We start from the raw sequence: 15911 nt of genomic DNA, 5'->3' as shown, positions 1-15911 counted from the left end.
AAACAAACCCATCGACGGGTACGCAAGTCGGACAGCTTTCGTCGGACTCGGCAAAACTTCTGCGCGAACGAGCAGATCGATGGACTTCAGTAGCGGAAGCCACTACTGTCCGGTCCTCACAGGACCCGACAGGAAGGGCCGCGATGAGTCCACTGCGATACCGGCTGCTGCGGCGGCTCCGGGACGAGGGGCCGGTGTCCCGCGCGGAGCTCGCCGCCCGGCTGGACGTCCCCCGGTCCCGGCTGGCCGGCGAACTGGAGACCCTGCACGACGACGGGCTGATCCGGGAGGCGGGCCTGGCGGCGTCCCGGGGCGGCCGCCGGTCCCCGCTGATCGAACTCGCCCCGGACCTGCGGCTGGCGGCGGTGGACCTGGGCGCGACCTCCCTCGACGTCGCGATCACCAACGGGATGCTGGAACCGGTGGCCTCCTACAGCGAGGCCGTCGACATCCGCGAGGGCCCGCGCACCCTGCTCCGCCGGGTCAACGAGCTCCTCGCCAAGGCCCGGGCCGACGGCGCGTACGACCGGCTGCTGGCCATCGGGATCGGCATCCCCGGCCCGGTCAGCTACCGCGACGGCGTACCCATCGCGCCCCCGATCATGCCCGGCTGGGACCACTACCCGATCCGCGAACAGCTCGGCCGCGACCACGGCTGCCCGGTGGCCGTCGACAACGACGTGAACATCATGGCCATCGGCGAACGGCACGGCGGGGTGTCCCGCTCGGTCGACACGGTGCTGTTCGTGAAGATCGGCACCGGGATCGGCTGCGGCATCCACATCGACGGCAAGGTGTTCCGGGGCCCGGACGGCTGCGCCGGGGACATCGGCCACATCCAGGTCGACCCCGACGGCCTGCCGTGCTCGTGCGGCAACATCGGCTGCCTGGAGGCGCACTTCGGCGGCTCGGCCCTGACCCGCGACGCCCTGGCCGCCGCCCGCGACGACTCCTCGCCCGCGCTGGCCGCCCGGCTCGCCGAGGCCGGCACGGTCACCCCCCTCGACGTCGCCGAGGGCGCGGCGGCCGGCGACCTGGTCTGCATCGCGCTGGTCCGCGACGGCGGCCACCGGCTCGGCGTCGTCCTCGCCGGGCTGGTCAGCTTCATCAACCCGTCGATGATCGTGATCGGCGGCGGCCTGGCCGGGCTGGGCCACATCCTGCTCGCCGAACTGCGCAGCGTCGTCTACCGCCGCTCCCTGCCGATGGCCACCGGCAACCTGCCCGTCGTGCTGTCGGAGCTGGGCTCCAGCGCCGGGGTGATCGGCGCGGCCGTCCTGGCCAGCGACCTCGCGTACGGACAGCCGTCATGAGGACCGGGGTCCGGCCCGCGCGGGGCCGGCTCCGGGTCGGCATGGTCGGCCACCCGGCGGCGGGCGCGGCGCACGCGCGGGCGTGGCGGGCCGTCAACCGGGACCTCGACCTGCCGCTGCGCGCCGAGCTGACGGCGGTCTGCGGCACCGGCCCGGCCGGGGGAGCCGCCGCGCACCGGCTCGGCGGGGCCGGGCGGTACGCCGACTGGCGGGACCTCGTCGCCCGCGACGACATCGACCTGATCGACATCTGCGCGCCCGGCCGCGACCACGCCGGGATCGCCATCGCGGCCCTCGACGCCGGCAAGCACGTGCTGTGCGGGAAACCGCTGGCCAACACGCTCGCCGAGGCGGAGGCCATGGCCGGGGCGGCCGCCCGCGCCCACCGCCACGGGGTCCGCGCGATGTGCGGGTCCGGCTACCGCCGGGTGCCGGCCGTCGCGCTGCTGCGGGACCTCGTGGCCGCCGGCCGGCTCGGCACCGTCCGCCGGGTGCGGGCCGCGTACCGGACCGACGAGCCCGGGTGGTGGCCGCCGGTGGGTTCCGGGAGCGACCTGGGCGCGCACGTCGTGGACCTCGCCCAGTACGTCACCGGGCGCCGGGTCACCGGGGTGACCGCCGTGACGGGGCCGTCCGCCCCCGGCACCCGGCGCGGCTGGACCACTGTGGACGACGCCGCCCTGGTCGTGGGCCGCCTCGACGGGGGCGGGCTCGCCAGCTTCGAGGCCGGGCCGGCGGCCGGTCGGCGGAACGCGCTGCGGATCGAGGTCGACGGGGACCGCGGCTCCCTCGCGTTCGACCGGGACCGGCCCGACGAGCTGGTTCTCCGCGAGACCCGGGGCCGCACCGTCCTCCGGACCGGACCCCGACGTGCCCCCGACGCCGGGCACACCGTCACCCACCAGCTCCGCGACCTGATCGCCGCGATCGGCGCGGGCACCGACCCCGGGCCCTCGTTCACCGAGGCGCTCGGCGTGCAACTCGTCCTCGACGCGGCCGAACGCAGTGCGGCGAACGGCGCCGGGTGGACCACGGTGCACCACCCGGGCGAGCGCGTCCGACCGCCGGCCGTGGCCGGCCCCGCAGGTACCCCTCGACACTAAGGAACTCGCCATGACCCCCTCCCCTCGGTGGCGTGCGCGGTGGACCGCCGCCGCGCTGCTGGCCCTGCCGCCCCTCGCGGTGACCCTGCCGGCGACCCCCGCCCGGGCCCACGTCGTGATCGACGCCGCCGACTACCAGCAGGTGACCCTCGCCAAGGGTGTCGCCGAGATGGGCGAGCCGATCAGCATGGCCGTGCTGCCCGACCGCTCCGTGCTGCACACCTCCCGCGACGGCACGCTGCGCCTCACCGACGCCGCCGGCGCCACGAAGGTCGCCGGCAAGCTCGCCGTCTACCAGCACGACGAGGAGGGGTTGCAGGGCGTCGGCGTCGACCCCGGCTTCGCGACCAACCGCTTCCTCTACCTGTACTACGCCCCGCCGCTGTCCACCCCCGCCGGCGACGCCCCCGTGACGGGTACCGACTTCTCGGTCTGGAAGGGCGTCAACCGGCTGTCCCGGTTCGTCCTGAAGGCCGACGGCACCCTGGACCCGGCCAGCGAGCGCAAGGTCCTCGACGTCGACGCCGACCGGGGCATGTGCTGCCACGTCGGCGGGGACATCGACTTCGACGCCGCCGGCAACCTGTACCTCAGCACCGGCGACGACACGAACCCGTTCAACTCCAACGGGTACAGCCCGCTGGACGAGCGCACCGACCGCAACCCGGCCATGGACGCCCAACGGACCGCCGCCAACTCCAACGACCTGCGGGGCAAGGTGCTCCGGATCAAGGTCGAGGCCGATGCCACGTACTCCATCCCGACCGGCAACCTGTTCGCCCCCGGTACCGCGAAGACCCGGCCCGAGATCTACGCGATGGGCTTCCGCAACCCGTACCGGATGACCGTCGACAAGCCCACCGGCGCCGTCTACGTGGGCGACTACGGCCCCGACGCCGGGGTCGCCGACCCGAACCGGGGACCGGCCGGCCAGGTCGAGTTCGACCGGATCACCGCGCCCGGCAACTACGGCTGGCCGTACTGCACCGGCACCGCCACGGCCGCCGAGACCTACAACGAGTGGAACTTCGCCACCAACGCGACCGGGCCGAAGTACACCTGCTCGGGCCCGACGAACAACTCGTTCCGCAACACCGGGCTGAGCACCCTGCCCGGCGCGCGGGCCGCGTGGATCCGGTACGGCGGCGACGCGGGCTCCCCGCCCGAGTTCGGCTCCGGCTCCGAGTCCCCGATGGGCGGCGCCGTCTACCACTACGACCCGGCCTCCACCTCCCCGGTGAAGTTCCCCGCCGACCTCGACGGGCACTTCTTCGCCGCAGAGTTCGGCCGGCAGTGGCTCAAGGCGATCGACGTGCAGGCCAACGGGGCGGCCGGGGACATCACGGCGTTCCCCTGGACGGGTACCCAGATCATCGACACCGCGTTCGGCCCCGACGGCGCGCTGTACGTCCTGGACTACGGCACCGGCTACTTCAACGGCGACGCCAACTCCGCCCTGTACCGGATCGACCACATCGGTGGCGCCAACCGGGCCCCCACCGCCGTCGCCTCCGCCGACAGGACCTCCGGCCCCGCGCCGCTGGCGGTCACCTTCTCCTCGGCCGGCAGCTCCGACCCCGAGGGCGGCGCGCTGACCTACGGGTGGGCGTTCGGCGACGGCGGCACGGCCACGACCGCGAACCCGGCGCACACGTACCCGGCCAACGGGCGGTACACGGCCACGCTCACCGTGCGGGACCCGGTCGGCAACACGGCGACCGCCGACGTCATCGTCACCGTGGGCAACACCGCGCCGACGGTGAACCTGTCGCTGCCCGGCAACGGCCAGCTGTACTCCTTCGGGGACACCGTGCCGTTCCAGGTCAGCGTCACCGACCCCGAGGACGGGACGGTCGACTGCTCCAAGGTCACCGTCACCTACCTGCTGGGCCACGACCAGCACGCGCATGCCATCACCTCGGCCACCGGCTGCGCGGGCACCATCACCGTGCCCGTGGACGGCGAGCACGACGCCTCGGCGAACGTGTACGGGGTGTTCGACGCCCAGTACACCGACAACGGAGCCGGCGGGCAGCCCCCGCTGACCACGCACACCCAGAACGTCACCCAGCCCCGGCACCGGCAGGCCGAACACTTCGCCAGCTCCTCCGGGGTGAACACGTTCACCAAGGCCACCGCCGAGGGCGGCCGGACCGTCGGGGACATCCACAACGGCGACTGGGTCGGCTTCACCCCGTACCGGGTCGGCAACGTGGTGTCCTTCGACGCCCGGGTGTCCTCCGGCGGCGTCGGCGGCACGCTGACCCTGCGCGCCGGCTCGCCGACCGGCCAGGTCCTGGGCTCGGCCACCGTGCCCGTGACCGGCGGCTGGGAGACCTTCACGACGGTGACCGGCTCCGTCACGGCACCTCCGACGGGTACCACCGGGCTGTACCTGGTCTTCACCGGCGGCGCGGGCGCGCTGTACGACGTCGACGCGTTCACCCTGGTCACCTCCTCGGCGCGGGTCGGCCCGATCCGGGGAGCGTCCGGCAAGTGCGTGGACGTCGCGGGCGGCGCCACGGCCGACGGCACCAAGATCCAGCTGTACACGTGCAACGGGACCGGTGCGCAGACCTGGACGGTCACCGGGTCCACGCTGCGGGCGGTGGGCAAGTGCCTCGACGTCGCAGGGGGAGCGACGGCCGCCGGCACGAAGGTGCAGCTGTGGACCTGCAACGGCACCGGAGCCCAGAACTGGGCCGCGCAGGCCGACGGCACGTTGCGCAACCCGGTGTCGGGGCGGTGCCTGGACGCGTCGGGCGGCGGCTCGGCGGACGGGACGCAGCTCCTGATCTGGGACTGTCACGGCGGGGCGAACCAGAAGTGGACGCTGCCGTGACCCGTTGACCGCCGGGTGGGCGGCGCCCACCGCCCACCCGGCCCATCCCCGGGGCCCACGGCCTCCCGGCCCATCCCGTCCCCGGCCCCACGGCCTCGAGGCCCACATCGCCCACCCTCGCATTCCGAGCCCCCTGCGCTCCGAGAGGCACCAGCCATGAGAACCCTCCTCACCCGGACCCTGGCGGTGACCGCCCTGGCCCTCGCCACGGTCACCGGCCCCACCACCCCGGCGACCGCCGCGGCCGACGCCCCCTACAAGGTCCTCGTCTTCTCCAAGACCGCCAGCTTCCGGCACGACTCCATCCCCGCCGGCATCCAGGCGTTCCGCGACCTGGGCGCCACCAACAACTTCACGGTCACCGCCACCGAGGACGCCACCACCTTCACCCCGACCAACCTGGCCCAGTACCAGGCCGTCGTGTTCCTCAGCACCACCGGCGACGTCCTCGACGCCACCCAGCAGTCCGCGTTCGAGGGCTACATCCGGGCCGGCGGCGGCTACGTGGGCGTGCACGCGGCGGCCGACACCGAGTACGGCTGGCCGTTCTACGGCGAACTCGTCGGCGCCTACTTCACCTCGCACCCCGCCCAGTCCCAGGCCACCGCCGCCGTCGAGGACCGCGCGCACGCCGCCACCGCGCACCTCGACCCCACCTGGTCCCGGTACGACGAGTGGTACAACTACCGGTTCAACCCGCGCGGCGACGCCCACGTGCTGGCCACCCTCACCGAGTCCAGCTACGCCGGCGGCACGATGGGTACCGACCACCCGCACGTGTGGTGCAAGCGGTACCAGGGCGGCCGGTCCTTCTACACCGGCCAGGGCCACACCACCGCCTCCTACGCCGAACCGGCCTTCCGCGCCGAACTCCTCGGCGGCCTGCGGTACGCCGCCGGCCGGACGAGGGCCGACTGCCGCCCCGAGACCGGCTACACCCCGCTGTACAACGGCTCCACCGCCGGCTGGTCCCAGGCCGGGCCGGGCGGCTTCAGCAACGCCAACGGCACGCTCACCTCGCACGACGGCCTCGGCCTGCTCTGGTACTCCGGGAAGGAGCTGGGCTCCTACTCCCTCAAACTCGACTGGCGGCTGGCCGGCGACGACAACTCCGGGGTCTTCGTCGGCTTCCCGGCCAGCACCGACCCGTGGTCGGCGGTGGACAACGGCTACGAGATCCAGATCGACGCCACCGACACCCCCGACCGGACCACCGGCGCGGTCTACGGCTTCCAGTCCGCCGACCTGGCCGCCCGCGACGGGGCGCTCAACCCGCCGGGGGAGTGGAACACCTACGAGCTGCTGGTCGAGGGCGAACGGCTCCGGGTACTCCTCAACGGGGTGCTGGTCAACGACTTCACCAACACCGACCCGGCCCGTTCGCTGCGACAGGGCCACATCGGCCTGCAGAACCACGGCACGGGCGACGACGCGTCCTTCCGCAACATCCGGCTCCGGGAGACGGGCGGCTACGCCACCCAGGCCGAGTACGCCTCCGCCGCGAACTCCGACGGGCCGAAGCTCTACCCGCACGCGGCACACGGCGGCGCGGTACTCGGCGACGTCGCGCCGGGGGACTGGGCCGCCTACAACGACCTCGACCTCACCGGGGTCACCTCCTTCACCGCGCGGGTCGCGGGCGTCGGCTCCACCGGCGGCATCCAGGTCCGCGCCGACTCCCCGACCGGCCCGCTGCTCGGGACCGTGGCGGTGCCGGTGACCGGCGGCTGGGAGACCTACGCCGACGTCCGTACCCCTCTGACCGGTGTCCCTTCCGGCCGGCACACCGTGTACCTCGCGTTCACGGGCTCGTCCTTCGACGTGGACGACTTCACCCTGTACCGGACGGCACCCGGCGGCGTCGGCCCGATCAGGGGAGCGTCCGGCAGGTGCGTCGACGTCACGGGCGGCGCGACGGCCGACGGCACGAAGCTCCAGCTGTACGGCTGCAACGGCTCCGCCGCCCAGACCTGGACCGTGACCGGCACGACCCTGCGCGCGCTGGGCAAGTGCCTCGACGTCGCCGGCGGCGGGACCGCCAACGGCACCCGGGCGCAACTGTGGACCTGCAACGGGACCGGCGCCCAGAACTGGGCCGCCCAGGCCGACGGCACGCTCCGCAACCCCCGGTCGGGGCGCTGCCTGGACGCGTCGGGCGGCGGCTCGGCGGACGGTACCCCCCTGGTGATCTGGGATTGTCACGCCGGACCGAACCAGAGGTGGACCCTGCCCTGACCGACCCCGGGTGGGCGGCCCCTCCGCCCACCCGGCCCTGCCGCCCGCCCGGCGCCCCGTTCCCGGCCCGGGCGGCCCGTCCGTTCCCGGCCACCCGGCCCGACCACAGATCGTGAGACCCGCCATGACCCGACCGATCACCCTGTTCACCGGCCAGTGGGCCGACCTCCCGTTCGAGGAGGTCTGCCGCCTGGCCGCCTCCTGGGGCTACGACGGCCTGGAGATCGCCTGCTGGGGCGACCACTTCGACGTGCCCCGCGCCCTGTCCGACGACACCTACGTCAAGGACCGGCGCGCCATCCTCGCCCGGCACGGCCTCACCACCCACGCCCTGTCCAACCACCTCGTCGGCCAGGCCGTCTGCGACCACCCGGTCGACGACCGGCACCGCGCGATCCTGCCGGCCGCCGTCTGGGGCGACGGGCACCCCGAGGGCGTCCGCCGCCGCGCCGCCGACCGGATGAAGGACACCGCCCGGGCCGCCGCGCTCCTCGGCGTGGACACCGTCGTCGGCTTCACCGGCTCGTCGATCTGGCACCTGCTCGCGATGTTCCCCCCGGTGCCGGAATCCACCCTCGACGCCGGGTACGCCGACTTCGCCGCCCGCTGGCACCCCATCCTCGACGTGTTCGACGAGGTCGGCGTCCGGTTCGCGCACGAGGTGCACCCGGGCGAGATCGCCTACGACTACTGGACCACCCGCCGCACCCTCGACGCGATCGGCAACCGCCCCGCGTTCGGCCTCAACTGGGACCCGTCGCACATGGTCTGGCAGGACCTCGACCCGGTCGCGTTCATCCTCGACTTCGCCGACCGGATCTACCACGTGGACTGCAAGGACACCCGGATGCGGGCCCGCGACGGCCGCCGGGGCCGGCTGTCCTCGCACCTGGCCTGGGGCGACCCGCGCCGCGGCTGGGACTTCGTGTCCACCGGCCGGGGCGACGTCCCCTGGGAGGACTGCTTCCGAGCCCTCAACCACATCGGGTACGCCGGCCCCGTCTCCATCGAGTGGGAGGACGCCGGCATGGACCGGCTGGCCGGCGCGCCCGAGGCCCTGGCGTTCGTCCGCCGGATGAGCTTCGACCCGCCGACCGGCGCGTTCGACGCCGCATTCAGCGATCAGAGTCGATGATATTGACCCTGGCGACCCGCTGAGGAGGACCCGCATGACCCCGGACCGGCTGCGCGCCGCGCTCGTCGCCGTACCCGACCGCGACTGGCTGGTCGGCGCCCTCATCCGGGTCACCGTCGAACCCGCCACCGTCGTCGGCTACTACTCGGTCGCCCGGCGCCGCTGCGGCCAGGTCGCCCTCCCGGCGGCCCCCGGCTGGACGGCCGACGTGGCGGCCCGGGTCCTGCTGCTGTCCGTCCTGCCGCTGTGCGGCACCCGCCTCACCGAGGTGGTGGCCCAGCTCTACCAGTTCGGCGACCCGACCGAGAAGCTCGCCGTCCTGCGCGCCCTGCCCATGCTGGACCTCGGCCCGTCGGCGGTCCCCGTCCTGCACGACGCCGTCCGCAGCAGCGACCCCCGCCTCCTCGCGGCCGCGATGGGCCCGTACTCCGCGCACCTCGACGACGGGGCCTGGCGGGGGGCGGTGCTGACCTGCGTGCGGACGGGGGTGCCGCTGGCGGTGGTGCACGACCTGGAGCGGCGCGCGGACGCGGGGCTGGCGGAGTTGCTCGCGGACCACGCGACGGAATGCCGGGCCACCGGCCACCAGCTGTCCCCGGACGCGACAGCCCTCCTGCACCGCCTCACCGGCATCCGCGACTCGACCCACTGAGGTCCGGGGGAGTGGTCAGGGCAGCCACTTCCTGGCCTCGATCCATGCCTTGAGGAGCTCCGTGGTCGGCCCGGGCCGCAGGTGGCCGACGAGTCGGTCCAGGTGGGCCGTCAGATTCTTGTGTCGCCGAAGGTCCCTGATCTGCTCGATGGGAAGGCTGCGCCAGTCCGCGGCGATGGCCGTGGCCTGCGCGGGGTCGTGGGTGAGTGCCGCGAGCGTGTCGGCGGCGAGGGCCTCAGGGTCGCTGGCCTGCTCCGGACCGGGCCCGAGATTTTCGATGATCCAGGTGCGGAGCGTGAAGTCTGTGTGCGACACCCTGTACTGCTCCTGCGGGCCGTCCCCTTGACTTCGCCTGTTGGCGTCCAGGGACAGGACGGCCCACCGCAAGCGGACCTCCCGAGGCTCCACGGATTGATAGGCGTGGAACTGTGCGGTGAACCGGACATGTTCCAGTTGGTAGCCCCGGACGTCGGCGGCGTAAGCCTCCAGGCGCTCGATCCGCCACGTACCCATGTCGCTCGGTCTGTCGTGCTCAGCGCTCAACGTGCCTCGTCTCGGACAGCGGGAAGGCCGAAGCCGACGATAGCGCCGTCGCGTGGTGGCGGCCGCCCGGAGCCGGGTCGCCGACGGTCCCGGCCACCGAATGAGGTGAGGTCCGGGTCGGCGGACCCCGTCAGGATCCGCCGCCCCGCTCCCGGCCGGCCCGCCGGGCAGTACAAACCCTGGACCCCGCCCCCGCCCGCCAAGGAGTGGGCGGGGCCCAGGTGGTCAGCGGCTGAACAGCGAGCGCGCGAAGAACGCCAGGTTCGCGGGCCGCTCGGCGAGCCGGCGCATGAAGTAGCCGTACCAGTCCTCGCCGTAGGGCAGGTACACCCGGACGATGTGGCCCCGAGCGGCGAGCGCGCGCTGCTCGGTCGTGCGGATGCCGTAGAGCATCTGGAACTCGTAGCTGCCCGGTTCGCGGCCGAGCTCCTCGCCGAGCCGTTCGGCGATGTCGACCATGCGCAGGTCGTGGGTGGCGATCATCGGGTACGCCTTGGAGTTCATCAGGATCCGCATGCACCGCGCGTACGCGAGGTCCACGTCCCGCTTGGCCGCGTACGCGACGGTGGCGGGCTCGGCGTACGCGCCCTTGACCAGGCGGACCCGCGAACCGGCGGTGGCCAGGTCCGCGCAGTCGGCCTCGGTGCGCCGCAGGCAGGACTGGAGCACGGCCCCCACCCAGGGGAACTCCTCGCGCAGGTCCCGCACCGTGCCGAGGGTGGCGTCGACCGTGGTGTGGTCCTCCATGTCGACGGTGACCGTGGTGCCGGCGCGCTGGGCGGCCTCGCAGATCGCGACGGCGTTCTCCAGGGTGACCTGGGCCGCGTCGCTGGCGAGCTTCTGCCCGAGGGCGGACAGCTTGACGGAGACCTCGACCTGGGCGGGCAGCCCGAGGTCGGTGAGCCGGGCGAGCAGCGCCAGGTAGGCGTCGCGGGTGGCGGCCGCGTCCTTCGCGTCGAGGGTGTCCTCGCCGAGGTGGTCGATGGTGACCGTCAGGCCCCGGTCGACGAGCCCCGTGGTCGCGCCGACGGCCTGGTCGAGGGACTCCCCGGCGACGAAGCGGTCGGCGAGCCGGCGCAGGGCGGGCGTGCCGGTGACCGCCCGGCGCATGCGCGCGCTGCGGGACGCGATCAACAAGGGTTGCGAGAACACGGTCAGACCTCCTGAGGGGGCCGCAATGGGGCGGTGACGCAGAACCTATGCCGCCCACCGGCCGCACTCAACAGACAAACGTCACAAGCTCCGAGCCTTTTTCCGGTACGAATGCTCAGCGGCCCCGTGCGAGAATCGGCGGTATGAGGCCTGACCTGCAGGACATCGTCGACCGGGTGTCCCGGCTGCTGTCCGCGCCCGTGACCCTGGAGGACCGCGACTTCCAGCTGGTGGCGTTCGGCTCCCAGTCCGGCGGCATCGACGCGGTCCGGCAGCGCTCGATCCTCGACCGGCGGTCGGCCCCCGAGGTCCGCGAGTTCTTCGAACGGTTCGGCATCGCCACCAGCGACGTCCCGGTCCGCACCCCGGCCGACCCGGCCCGCGACCTGCTCGCCCGGGTCTGCCTGCCCGCCCGCTGGAACGGCGTCACCTACGGCTACCTGTGGCTGCTGGACGAACGCCACGACCTCGACGACGCCGTCCTCGGCGCGGCCATGCACAGCGCCGCCCGGGCCGGCGCGATCATGGCCCAGCAGGCCCGCGCCAAGGAACGGATGTCCGACCGCCTCCAGGACCTGCTCTCACCCGACCCGGGCACCGCCGAGGCCGCCGCCGAGGAGATCGCCGAACTGGGCGTCGTGGACCGGGACGTACCCGTCGTCGCCGTCGTGCTCCGCACCGTCCCGGAACCGGCGGCCCACGCCGTACCCATCAATCTCTGGCGGTTGCCCCAGTCCGTCCTGGCGGCCACCGACCAGGACCACCTCACTCTGCTGGCGCCCCTGGCCGACGCCGCCGACCCGCGCCCCGCCCACGCCCTGGCCCGCCAGGCCCTCGCCCTCTACGCCGAACAGCTCCCGCCCGACCTCCGCCCGCACGCCGTCGCCGGCCTCGGCGCCCCCCGCCCCGACCTGGTGCACGCCCGCGAGAGCTGGCGCGAGGCCCGCCTGGCGCTCCGGGCCAGCGCCGAGGTCCCCGCGCTCCGACCCGTGGCCAGCTGGCCCGACCTGGGCATCTACCGCCTCCTCGCCTGCGGCCCGCCCCGCGCTCTCCGCCACGCTGTCCTCGACGACGCGGCCCGCCGCCTTCTCGACCACGGCGACCCGGTCCTCCTCGCGACCGCCACCACCTACCTGGACGAGGCCGGCAACGTACAGCGCAGCGCGGCGGCGCTCGGCATCCACCGCCAGACCCTGTACCACCGCCTGGGCCGGATCCAGCAGATCACCGGCACCGACCTGGAACGCGGCCAGGACCGCCTCCGCCTGCACCTGGCCCTGACCCTGTCCCCGCTCCTGCACCCGGGCACCCCCTGAGCCGGGCCCGGCCCGCGCACGGGTGCGCGACCGGTAGCCGGGTCGGCGGGTCGGCGGGGAATCGGGCCTTTGCGCACGGCACGCACGGGAGGACGCGACCGCCCAGGTCCGCGCGGCCCTGATCACCACGCGCCTGACCGTCGGCACCCCTGCCCCCGGTGCCCCTGCCGGATCGGCATCGGGAGCTGTCTCTTTGCGCGGCGGATAGGTCCGGCTTTGCCCTACTGTGATCAAGGACGGCCGCCGGCGGCGCGGCCCGGGTGACGGGGGTACGTGATGGCGCGGTTGCCAGCGGTGGTTCTGGTACACGGGTTCTGGGGCGGGGCCGCCCACTGGGCCAAGGTCATCCCCCGGCTGGCCGCGCAGGGCGTGACCTCGCAGTTCGCGGTGGAGCTCCCGCTCACCTCCCTGGCTGACGACGCGGAACGCACCCGCAAGGTCGTCGCGGGGATCCCGGGGCCGGTCCTGCTGGTCGGCCACTCCTACGGCGGCGCCGTCATCACCACGGCGGGCAACGCCCCGAACGTGGCCGGCCTCGTCTACGTCGCGGCCTTCGCCCCCGACGACGGCGAGAGCCCCGGCAGTATCACGGCGGCCAGGCCCCCGGCCGGGGCCGACGCCCTCGCCCCGGACGCCGACGGCTACCTGTGGATCCGCCAGGACGCCTTCCACCAGAACTTCTGCCCGGACCTCACCGACGAGGAGGGCCTGGTCATGGCGGTCACCCAGAAGGCCCCGCTGGCCTCGACGTTCGGCGACACGATCACCGACCCCGCGTGGAAGCACCGGCCGTCCTGGTACCAGGTGTCCAGCGCGGACCGGATGATCCACCCGGACAACCAGCGCATGATGGCCGACCGGATCAAGCCCCAGCGCACCCTGACCCTGGACGCCTCACACGCCTCCCTGGCGTCCCGGCCGGAGGAGATCGCGAACCTGATCCTGGAGGCGGCCCGGGCGGTCGACTGAGCAATTCGGACGGTGCGGGCGATCTATGCTTGTCGGCGTGACGGATTCGATCGCGTGGGCTGTCGAGGTCGCCCGGAACTGTCTGGAAGCGGAGTTCCCGCGCCGCTGGCGGCACGTTCAGGCCGTGGGGGCCAAGGCGGAGTTGTTGCGCCCGGTGTTCGGGGACCAGGCGGACGCATTGGTCGTCTCCGCCTGGCTGCACGATGTCGGATATTCGTCGGTAGCCAAGGATACGGAGTTCCACCCTCTCGATGGGGCGCGATACCTGCAGAACCTGGGTGTGGGCTTCGATGTGTGCTGCCTCGTTTGTAACCATTCGGCCGCAGCGGAGGAAGCCGGCTTGCGCGGGTTGGCAGACGAGCAGCGGTTCTTCCCCGACGACAGAAGCGCGGTGCGCGACGCTCTCTGGGCGTGCGACATGACCACAAGTCCAATAGGTCTGCCCGTGACATTCGACGAGCGGCTCCGCGAGATCAAGGAACGATATGGCTGCCAGCACACGGTGCCTCGGGCCCTGACTGCCGCCGCAGATGAGATCAGTGCAGCCATCGAGCGGACAGTGGCTAGTGCCAAGGACAAGGGCATCGAATTTCCGGGCGGCTAACGAAGCGCAGCCCGAACCCCGTTGTGAAAATCCGAGATCCGCGTCCGGATCCGCGCATGCATGGGTAGGTTGGGCAACTGTTCGAGTTCCCAGAACGCCACCTCTGAGGATTCCTCGCTCACAAGAAGTTCCCCGCCGACGATGCGTGCCGCGATACAAACGGAGAACTCTTGACGAACCTCACCGTCGTCGTAGGAGAACACATGGAGAGGGTCCGAGTAGATGCCGATAACGTAGTCGCATTCGATATCGAGGCCGGTTTCTTCCCGAACCTCACGTTTCGCGGTCTCTTCGATGGTCTCGCCGATCTCCATCACACCGCCAGGTAGGGCCCAGAGACTGTTGTCCACTCGCCGGTGGAGCAGTATCCGCCCCGTCCCGTCTACAACCACCGCCGACGCAGCCGGCCGCAACGAGTTGGCGGAGGGGGCTGCGGGATCGTCGTAGTAGTCGACTCTGGGCATGGTGGACCTCAGGATCCATCCGGGATGGGGAGCGACTTCTCCCAGATGGCATCGAAGTGTTCTTCGAATCGTGAGTACAGTCCGTCTTCGCCGAGATTCCGCAGGTGAAGCAGTGGTGCCTGCGAGCCTTGCGTGCCATAGAGGTGCGGGGTGACCAACATTTCCCCGTCAAACCGGAAGACGGAGTTGTAGAGCGGCACGTCCTGGAACCTCATCTCAACCTCGGGTTGCCTCCGGAGCGGAGCAAAGAACTTCAGTGTGGTGTGGATTCGCACCGCGATTGTGAGCGCGACATCCTCTTCTGCCTCACGGTCGGCCACGTGGCGTGAGGCAGGATCGGCCATCACGATGCGAATTCTGCAGCCGGCATGAGCTTTGCGTGCCAGCACCTTGACGAACTGTGGGTGCTGCATGGGAAGGAAATAGAGGGTGTATCCGAGAAGGTCTATCCGCTCATCCGCAGACTGGATCAGATCCCACCACCGGTCGGTCGAAAGGTCAGACCTATAGGCGTAGGCGGAGAGGATTTCAGCGCCCACTTTCTTGTTGGCGAAGGTTCGGGACGGGGCATCCGGCCACAGGAAACGCTCGTGCTCATCCAGGCATTCCGCAACGGCGCTCCGGGTGCGCGGATGGGGAACGCGCCCAGCCAGCCAGCGGTCCACAGTTTTGGCGTCGACCCCGACGCTGCGGGCCAGCTTCTCGGAGCTCAGGCCGGCACGCGCGAGGGCAGCTCTAAGTTGATCATTACTCATCGCGGCCCCGGCTTCTGGCGCAGGAATTTCTGGGACGTTTTCACTCTAGGTGAAAACGTCCCAGAAGTCCCCGAGGTGTGGTCGTGGCGCGACGACGCTCCGTGTGGAATCGAGTGCAGGGCGCTCCCCGTTGGTGGTTTCCCCGTCGATCGGATGGTTCGGGCGGTGGTGGTTCCAGCCCACTGGCGGGGAGCCGCCCATTCACACAGGAAAGGGCGGCAGGAGATGGGTACGTGGGACGGAGGTCGGCATGAGTGGTGAGCTGACCACGCAGGTGTCGCCGATCAAGGCGTTGATCCGGCTGCTGGCCGAGTTGGTGCTGGAGGTGCACCGGCCCGCCGAGGGCGTGGACCTGTGCCTCGGGTGTGCGGTGGCCTCGGAGATCGGCCAGTCGTTCCCCTGCTGGCCGGCGGACACGGCACGCGACGCGGTGAGGGTGATGGACTGTGGGTGACTACTACTCCGCCGCCCGGATAGGGGATGCCGCTGCGTCGCACGGGGCGCGCGATGGCGATGCCCCGGAGTTCGTCCCACCGCCGCGCAGGTTCGCGATGCGCCGGTGGGACGATCCGACCGGGGTCAGCGGCGTCGGGATCGTGGCCTACGGCGTCGCGTGGTCCGACGACCGGGTCGTGTTGCGCTGGCTGGGAACGACCACCGGAGTGGCGCAGGTCTGCGTGTTCGACTCCATGGACGACCTGATGCGGGTGCACGGGCACGGCGGCCGGTCCGAGGTCGTCTGGGTGGACCCGCATGTCGCGGACCCGTTCGGGACTTCGATCCGGATCGGCGGGTACGTCGATGGACGTGGCGACGGTTGGTGAAGTC

General features: G+C 72.2%; 15 protein-coding genes. 11 read left to right on the top strand and 4 right to left on the bottom strand.

Annotated elements, in window-relative coordinates; genetic code table 11:
* Positions 1-143 precede the first annotated feature (143 nt).
* The 6 genes from AB0M43_RS04585 (at position 144) to AB0M43_RS04560 (ending at position 9280) form a co-directional block, all read left to right on the top strand.
* The gene (locus AB0M43_RS04585) at positions 144-1313 is read left to right on the top strand and encodes an ROK family protein (protein WP_363721157.1); all 1170 of its coding nucleotides are present in this window, start codon (positions 144-146) and stop codon (positions 1311-1313) included.
* A complete protein-coding gene (locus tag AB0M43_RS04580; protein ID WP_363721155.1) occupies positions 1310-2416 on the top strand; it encodes a Gfo/Idh/MocA family oxidoreductase in 1107 nt (368 codons plus the stop codon). The genes AB0M43_RS04585 and AB0M43_RS04580 overlap by 4 nt, the downstream gene beginning before the upstream one ends.
* A gap of 10 nt (positions 2417-2426) precedes the next feature.
* Positions 2427-5258, top strand: coding sequence for a PQQ-dependent sugar dehydrogenase (locus tag AB0M43_RS04575; protein WP_363721153.1), 2832 nt, complete (start codon positions 2427-2429; stop codon positions 5256-5258).
* A gap of 156 nt (positions 5259-5414) precedes the next feature.
* Positions 5415-7493, top strand: coding sequence for a ThuA domain-containing protein (locus tag AB0M43_RS04570; protein WP_363721151.1), 2079 nt, complete (start codon positions 5415-5417; stop codon positions 7491-7493).
* Positions 7494-7617: 124 nt separating this feature from the next.
* Positions 7618-8628 carry a sugar phosphate isomerase/epimerase family protein gene (locus AB0M43_RS04565; protein WP_363721149.1) on the top strand — a complete coding sequence of 337 codons (1011 nt, stop codon included), beginning with the start codon at positions 7618-7620 and terminating at the stop codon, positions 8626-8628.
* Positions 8629-8662: 34 nt separating this feature from the next.
* Positions 8663-9280 carry an EboA domain-containing protein gene (locus AB0M43_RS04560; RefSeq protein WP_363721148.1) on the top strand — a complete coding sequence of 206 codons (618 nt, stop codon included), beginning with the start codon at positions 8663-8665 and terminating at the stop codon, positions 9278-9280.
* A 15-nt stretch (positions 9281-9295) separates the two neighbouring features.
* On the opposite strand, the gene AB0M43_RS04555 is transcribed toward AB0M43_RS04560, so the two are convergent.
* Both AB0M43_RS04555 and AB0M43_RS04550 read right to left on the bottom strand, forming a co-directional pair.
* Positions 9296-9823 carry a hypothetical protein gene (locus tag AB0M43_RS04555; protein WP_363721146.1) on the bottom strand — a complete coding sequence of 176 codons (528 nt, stop codon included), beginning with the start codon at positions 9821-9823 and terminating at the stop codon, positions 9296-9298.
* A 225-nt stretch (positions 9824-10048) separates the two neighbouring features.
* Positions 10049-10975: a proline dehydrogenase family protein gene (locus AB0M43_RS04550; RefSeq protein WP_363721145.1), complete on the bottom strand. Its 927-nt coding sequence runs from the start codon at positions 10973-10975 to the stop codon at positions 10049-10051.
* A 143-nt stretch (positions 10976-11118) separates the two neighbouring features.
* On the opposite strand from AB0M43_RS04550, the gene AB0M43_RS04545 reads away from it, so the two are divergent.
* The 3 genes from AB0M43_RS04545 (at position 11119) to AB0M43_RS04535 (ending at position 13864) form a co-directional block, all read left to right on the top strand.
* Positions 11119-12291 (top strand): helix-turn-helix domain-containing protein, encoded by a 1173-nt coding sequence (locus AB0M43_RS04545; protein WP_363721143.1) that lies wholly within the window; start codon positions 11119-11121, stop codon positions 12289-12291.
* A gap of 294 nt (positions 12292-12585) precedes the next feature.
* Complete coding sequence (locus tag AB0M43_RS04540) at positions 12586-13260, top strand: alpha/beta hydrolase (RefSeq protein WP_363721141.1); 675 nt, start codon at positions 12586-12588, stop codon at positions 13258-13260.
* Between the two features lie 37 nt (positions 13261-13297).
* Positions 13298-13864, top strand: coding sequence for a phosphohydrolase (locus AB0M43_RS04535; RefSeq protein WP_363721139.1), 567 nt, complete (start codon positions 13298-13300; stop codon positions 13862-13864).
* Here AB0M43_RS04535 and AB0M43_RS04530 read toward each other — a convergent pair.
* Complete coding sequence (locus AB0M43_RS04530) at positions 13861-14328, bottom strand: NUDIX domain-containing protein (protein ID WP_363721137.1); 468 nt, start codon at positions 14326-14328, stop codon at positions 13861-13863. The two genes, AB0M43_RS04535 and AB0M43_RS04530, sit on opposite strands and share 4 nt — an antisense overlap.
* 8 nt (positions 14329-14336) lie before the next feature.
* The gene (locus AB0M43_RS04525) at positions 14337-15083 is read right to left on the bottom strand and encodes a DUF5919 domain-containing protein (protein WP_363721135.1); all 747 of its coding nucleotides are present in this window, start codon (positions 15081-15083) and stop codon (positions 14337-14339) included.
* A gap of 250 nt (positions 15084-15333) precedes the next feature.
* Between AB0M43_RS04525 and AB0M43_RS04520 the strand changes: the two genes are divergently transcribed.
* Both AB0M43_RS04520 and AB0M43_RS04515 read left to right on the top strand, forming a co-directional pair.
* A complete protein-coding gene (locus AB0M43_RS04520) occupies positions 15334-15537 on the top strand; it encodes a hypothetical protein (RefSeq protein WP_363721133.1) in 204 nt (67 codons plus the stop codon).
* Entirely contained in the window at positions 15530-15907 is a 378-nt protein-coding gene (locus tag AB0M43_RS04515; RefSeq protein WP_363721132.1) for a hypothetical protein, read from the top strand. The genes AB0M43_RS04520 and AB0M43_RS04515 overlap by 8 nt, the downstream gene beginning before the upstream one ends.
* Positions 15908-15911: the final 4 nt, after the last annotated feature.

This window comes from Longispora sp. NPDC051575 (assembly GCF_040681875.1).
Lineage (GTDB): Bacteria > Actinomycetota > Actinomycetes > Mycobacteriales > Micromonosporaceae > Longispora.
The sequence above is the reverse complement of the archived record's forward strand: the minus strand, read 5'-3'. Positions and strand labels throughout refer to the sequence as shown.

Excerpts from the sequence above, each read along its gene's own strand:
- AB0M43_RS04525 (WP_363721135.1), bottom strand. The coding sequence starts at position 15,083 with ATGAGTAATGATCAACTTAGAGCTGCCCTCGCGCGTGCCGGCCTGAGC.
- AB0M43_RS04585 (WP_363721157.1), top strand. The coding sequence starts at position 144 with ATGAGTCCACTGCGATACCGGCTGCTGCGGCGGCTCCGGGACGAGGGG.
- AB0M43_RS04560 (WP_363721148.1), top strand. The coding sequence starts at position 8,663 with ATGACCCCGGACCGGCTGCGCGCCGCGCTCGTCGCCGTACCCGACCGC.
- AB0M43_RS04520 (WP_363721133.1), top strand. The coding sequence starts at position 15,334 with ATGAGTGGTGAGCTGACCACGCAGGTGTCGCCGATCAAGGCGTTGATC.
- AB0M43_RS04575 (WP_363721153.1), top strand. The coding sequence starts at position 2,427 with ATGACCCCCTCCCCTCGGTGGCGTGCGCGGTGGACCGCCGCCGCGCTG.
- AB0M43_RS04545 (WP_363721143.1), top strand. The coding sequence starts at position 11,119 with ATGAGGCCTGACCTGCAGGACATCGTCGACCGGGTGTCCCGGCTGCTG.
- AB0M43_RS04530 (WP_363721137.1), bottom strand. The coding sequence starts at position 14,328 with ATGCCCAGAGTCGACTACTACGACGATCCCGCAGCCCCCTCCGCCAAC.
- AB0M43_RS04570 (WP_363721151.1), top strand. The coding sequence starts at position 5,415 with ATGAGAACCCTCCTCACCCGGACCCTGGCGGTGACCGCCCTGGCCCTC.
- AB0M43_RS04565 (WP_363721149.1), top strand. The coding sequence starts at position 7,618 with ATGACCCGACCGATCACCCTGTTCACCGGCCAGTGGGCCGACCTCCCG.
- AB0M43_RS04580 (WP_363721155.1), top strand. The coding sequence starts at position 1,310 with ATGAGGACCGGGGTCCGGCCCGCGCGGGGCCGGCTCCGGGTCGGCATG.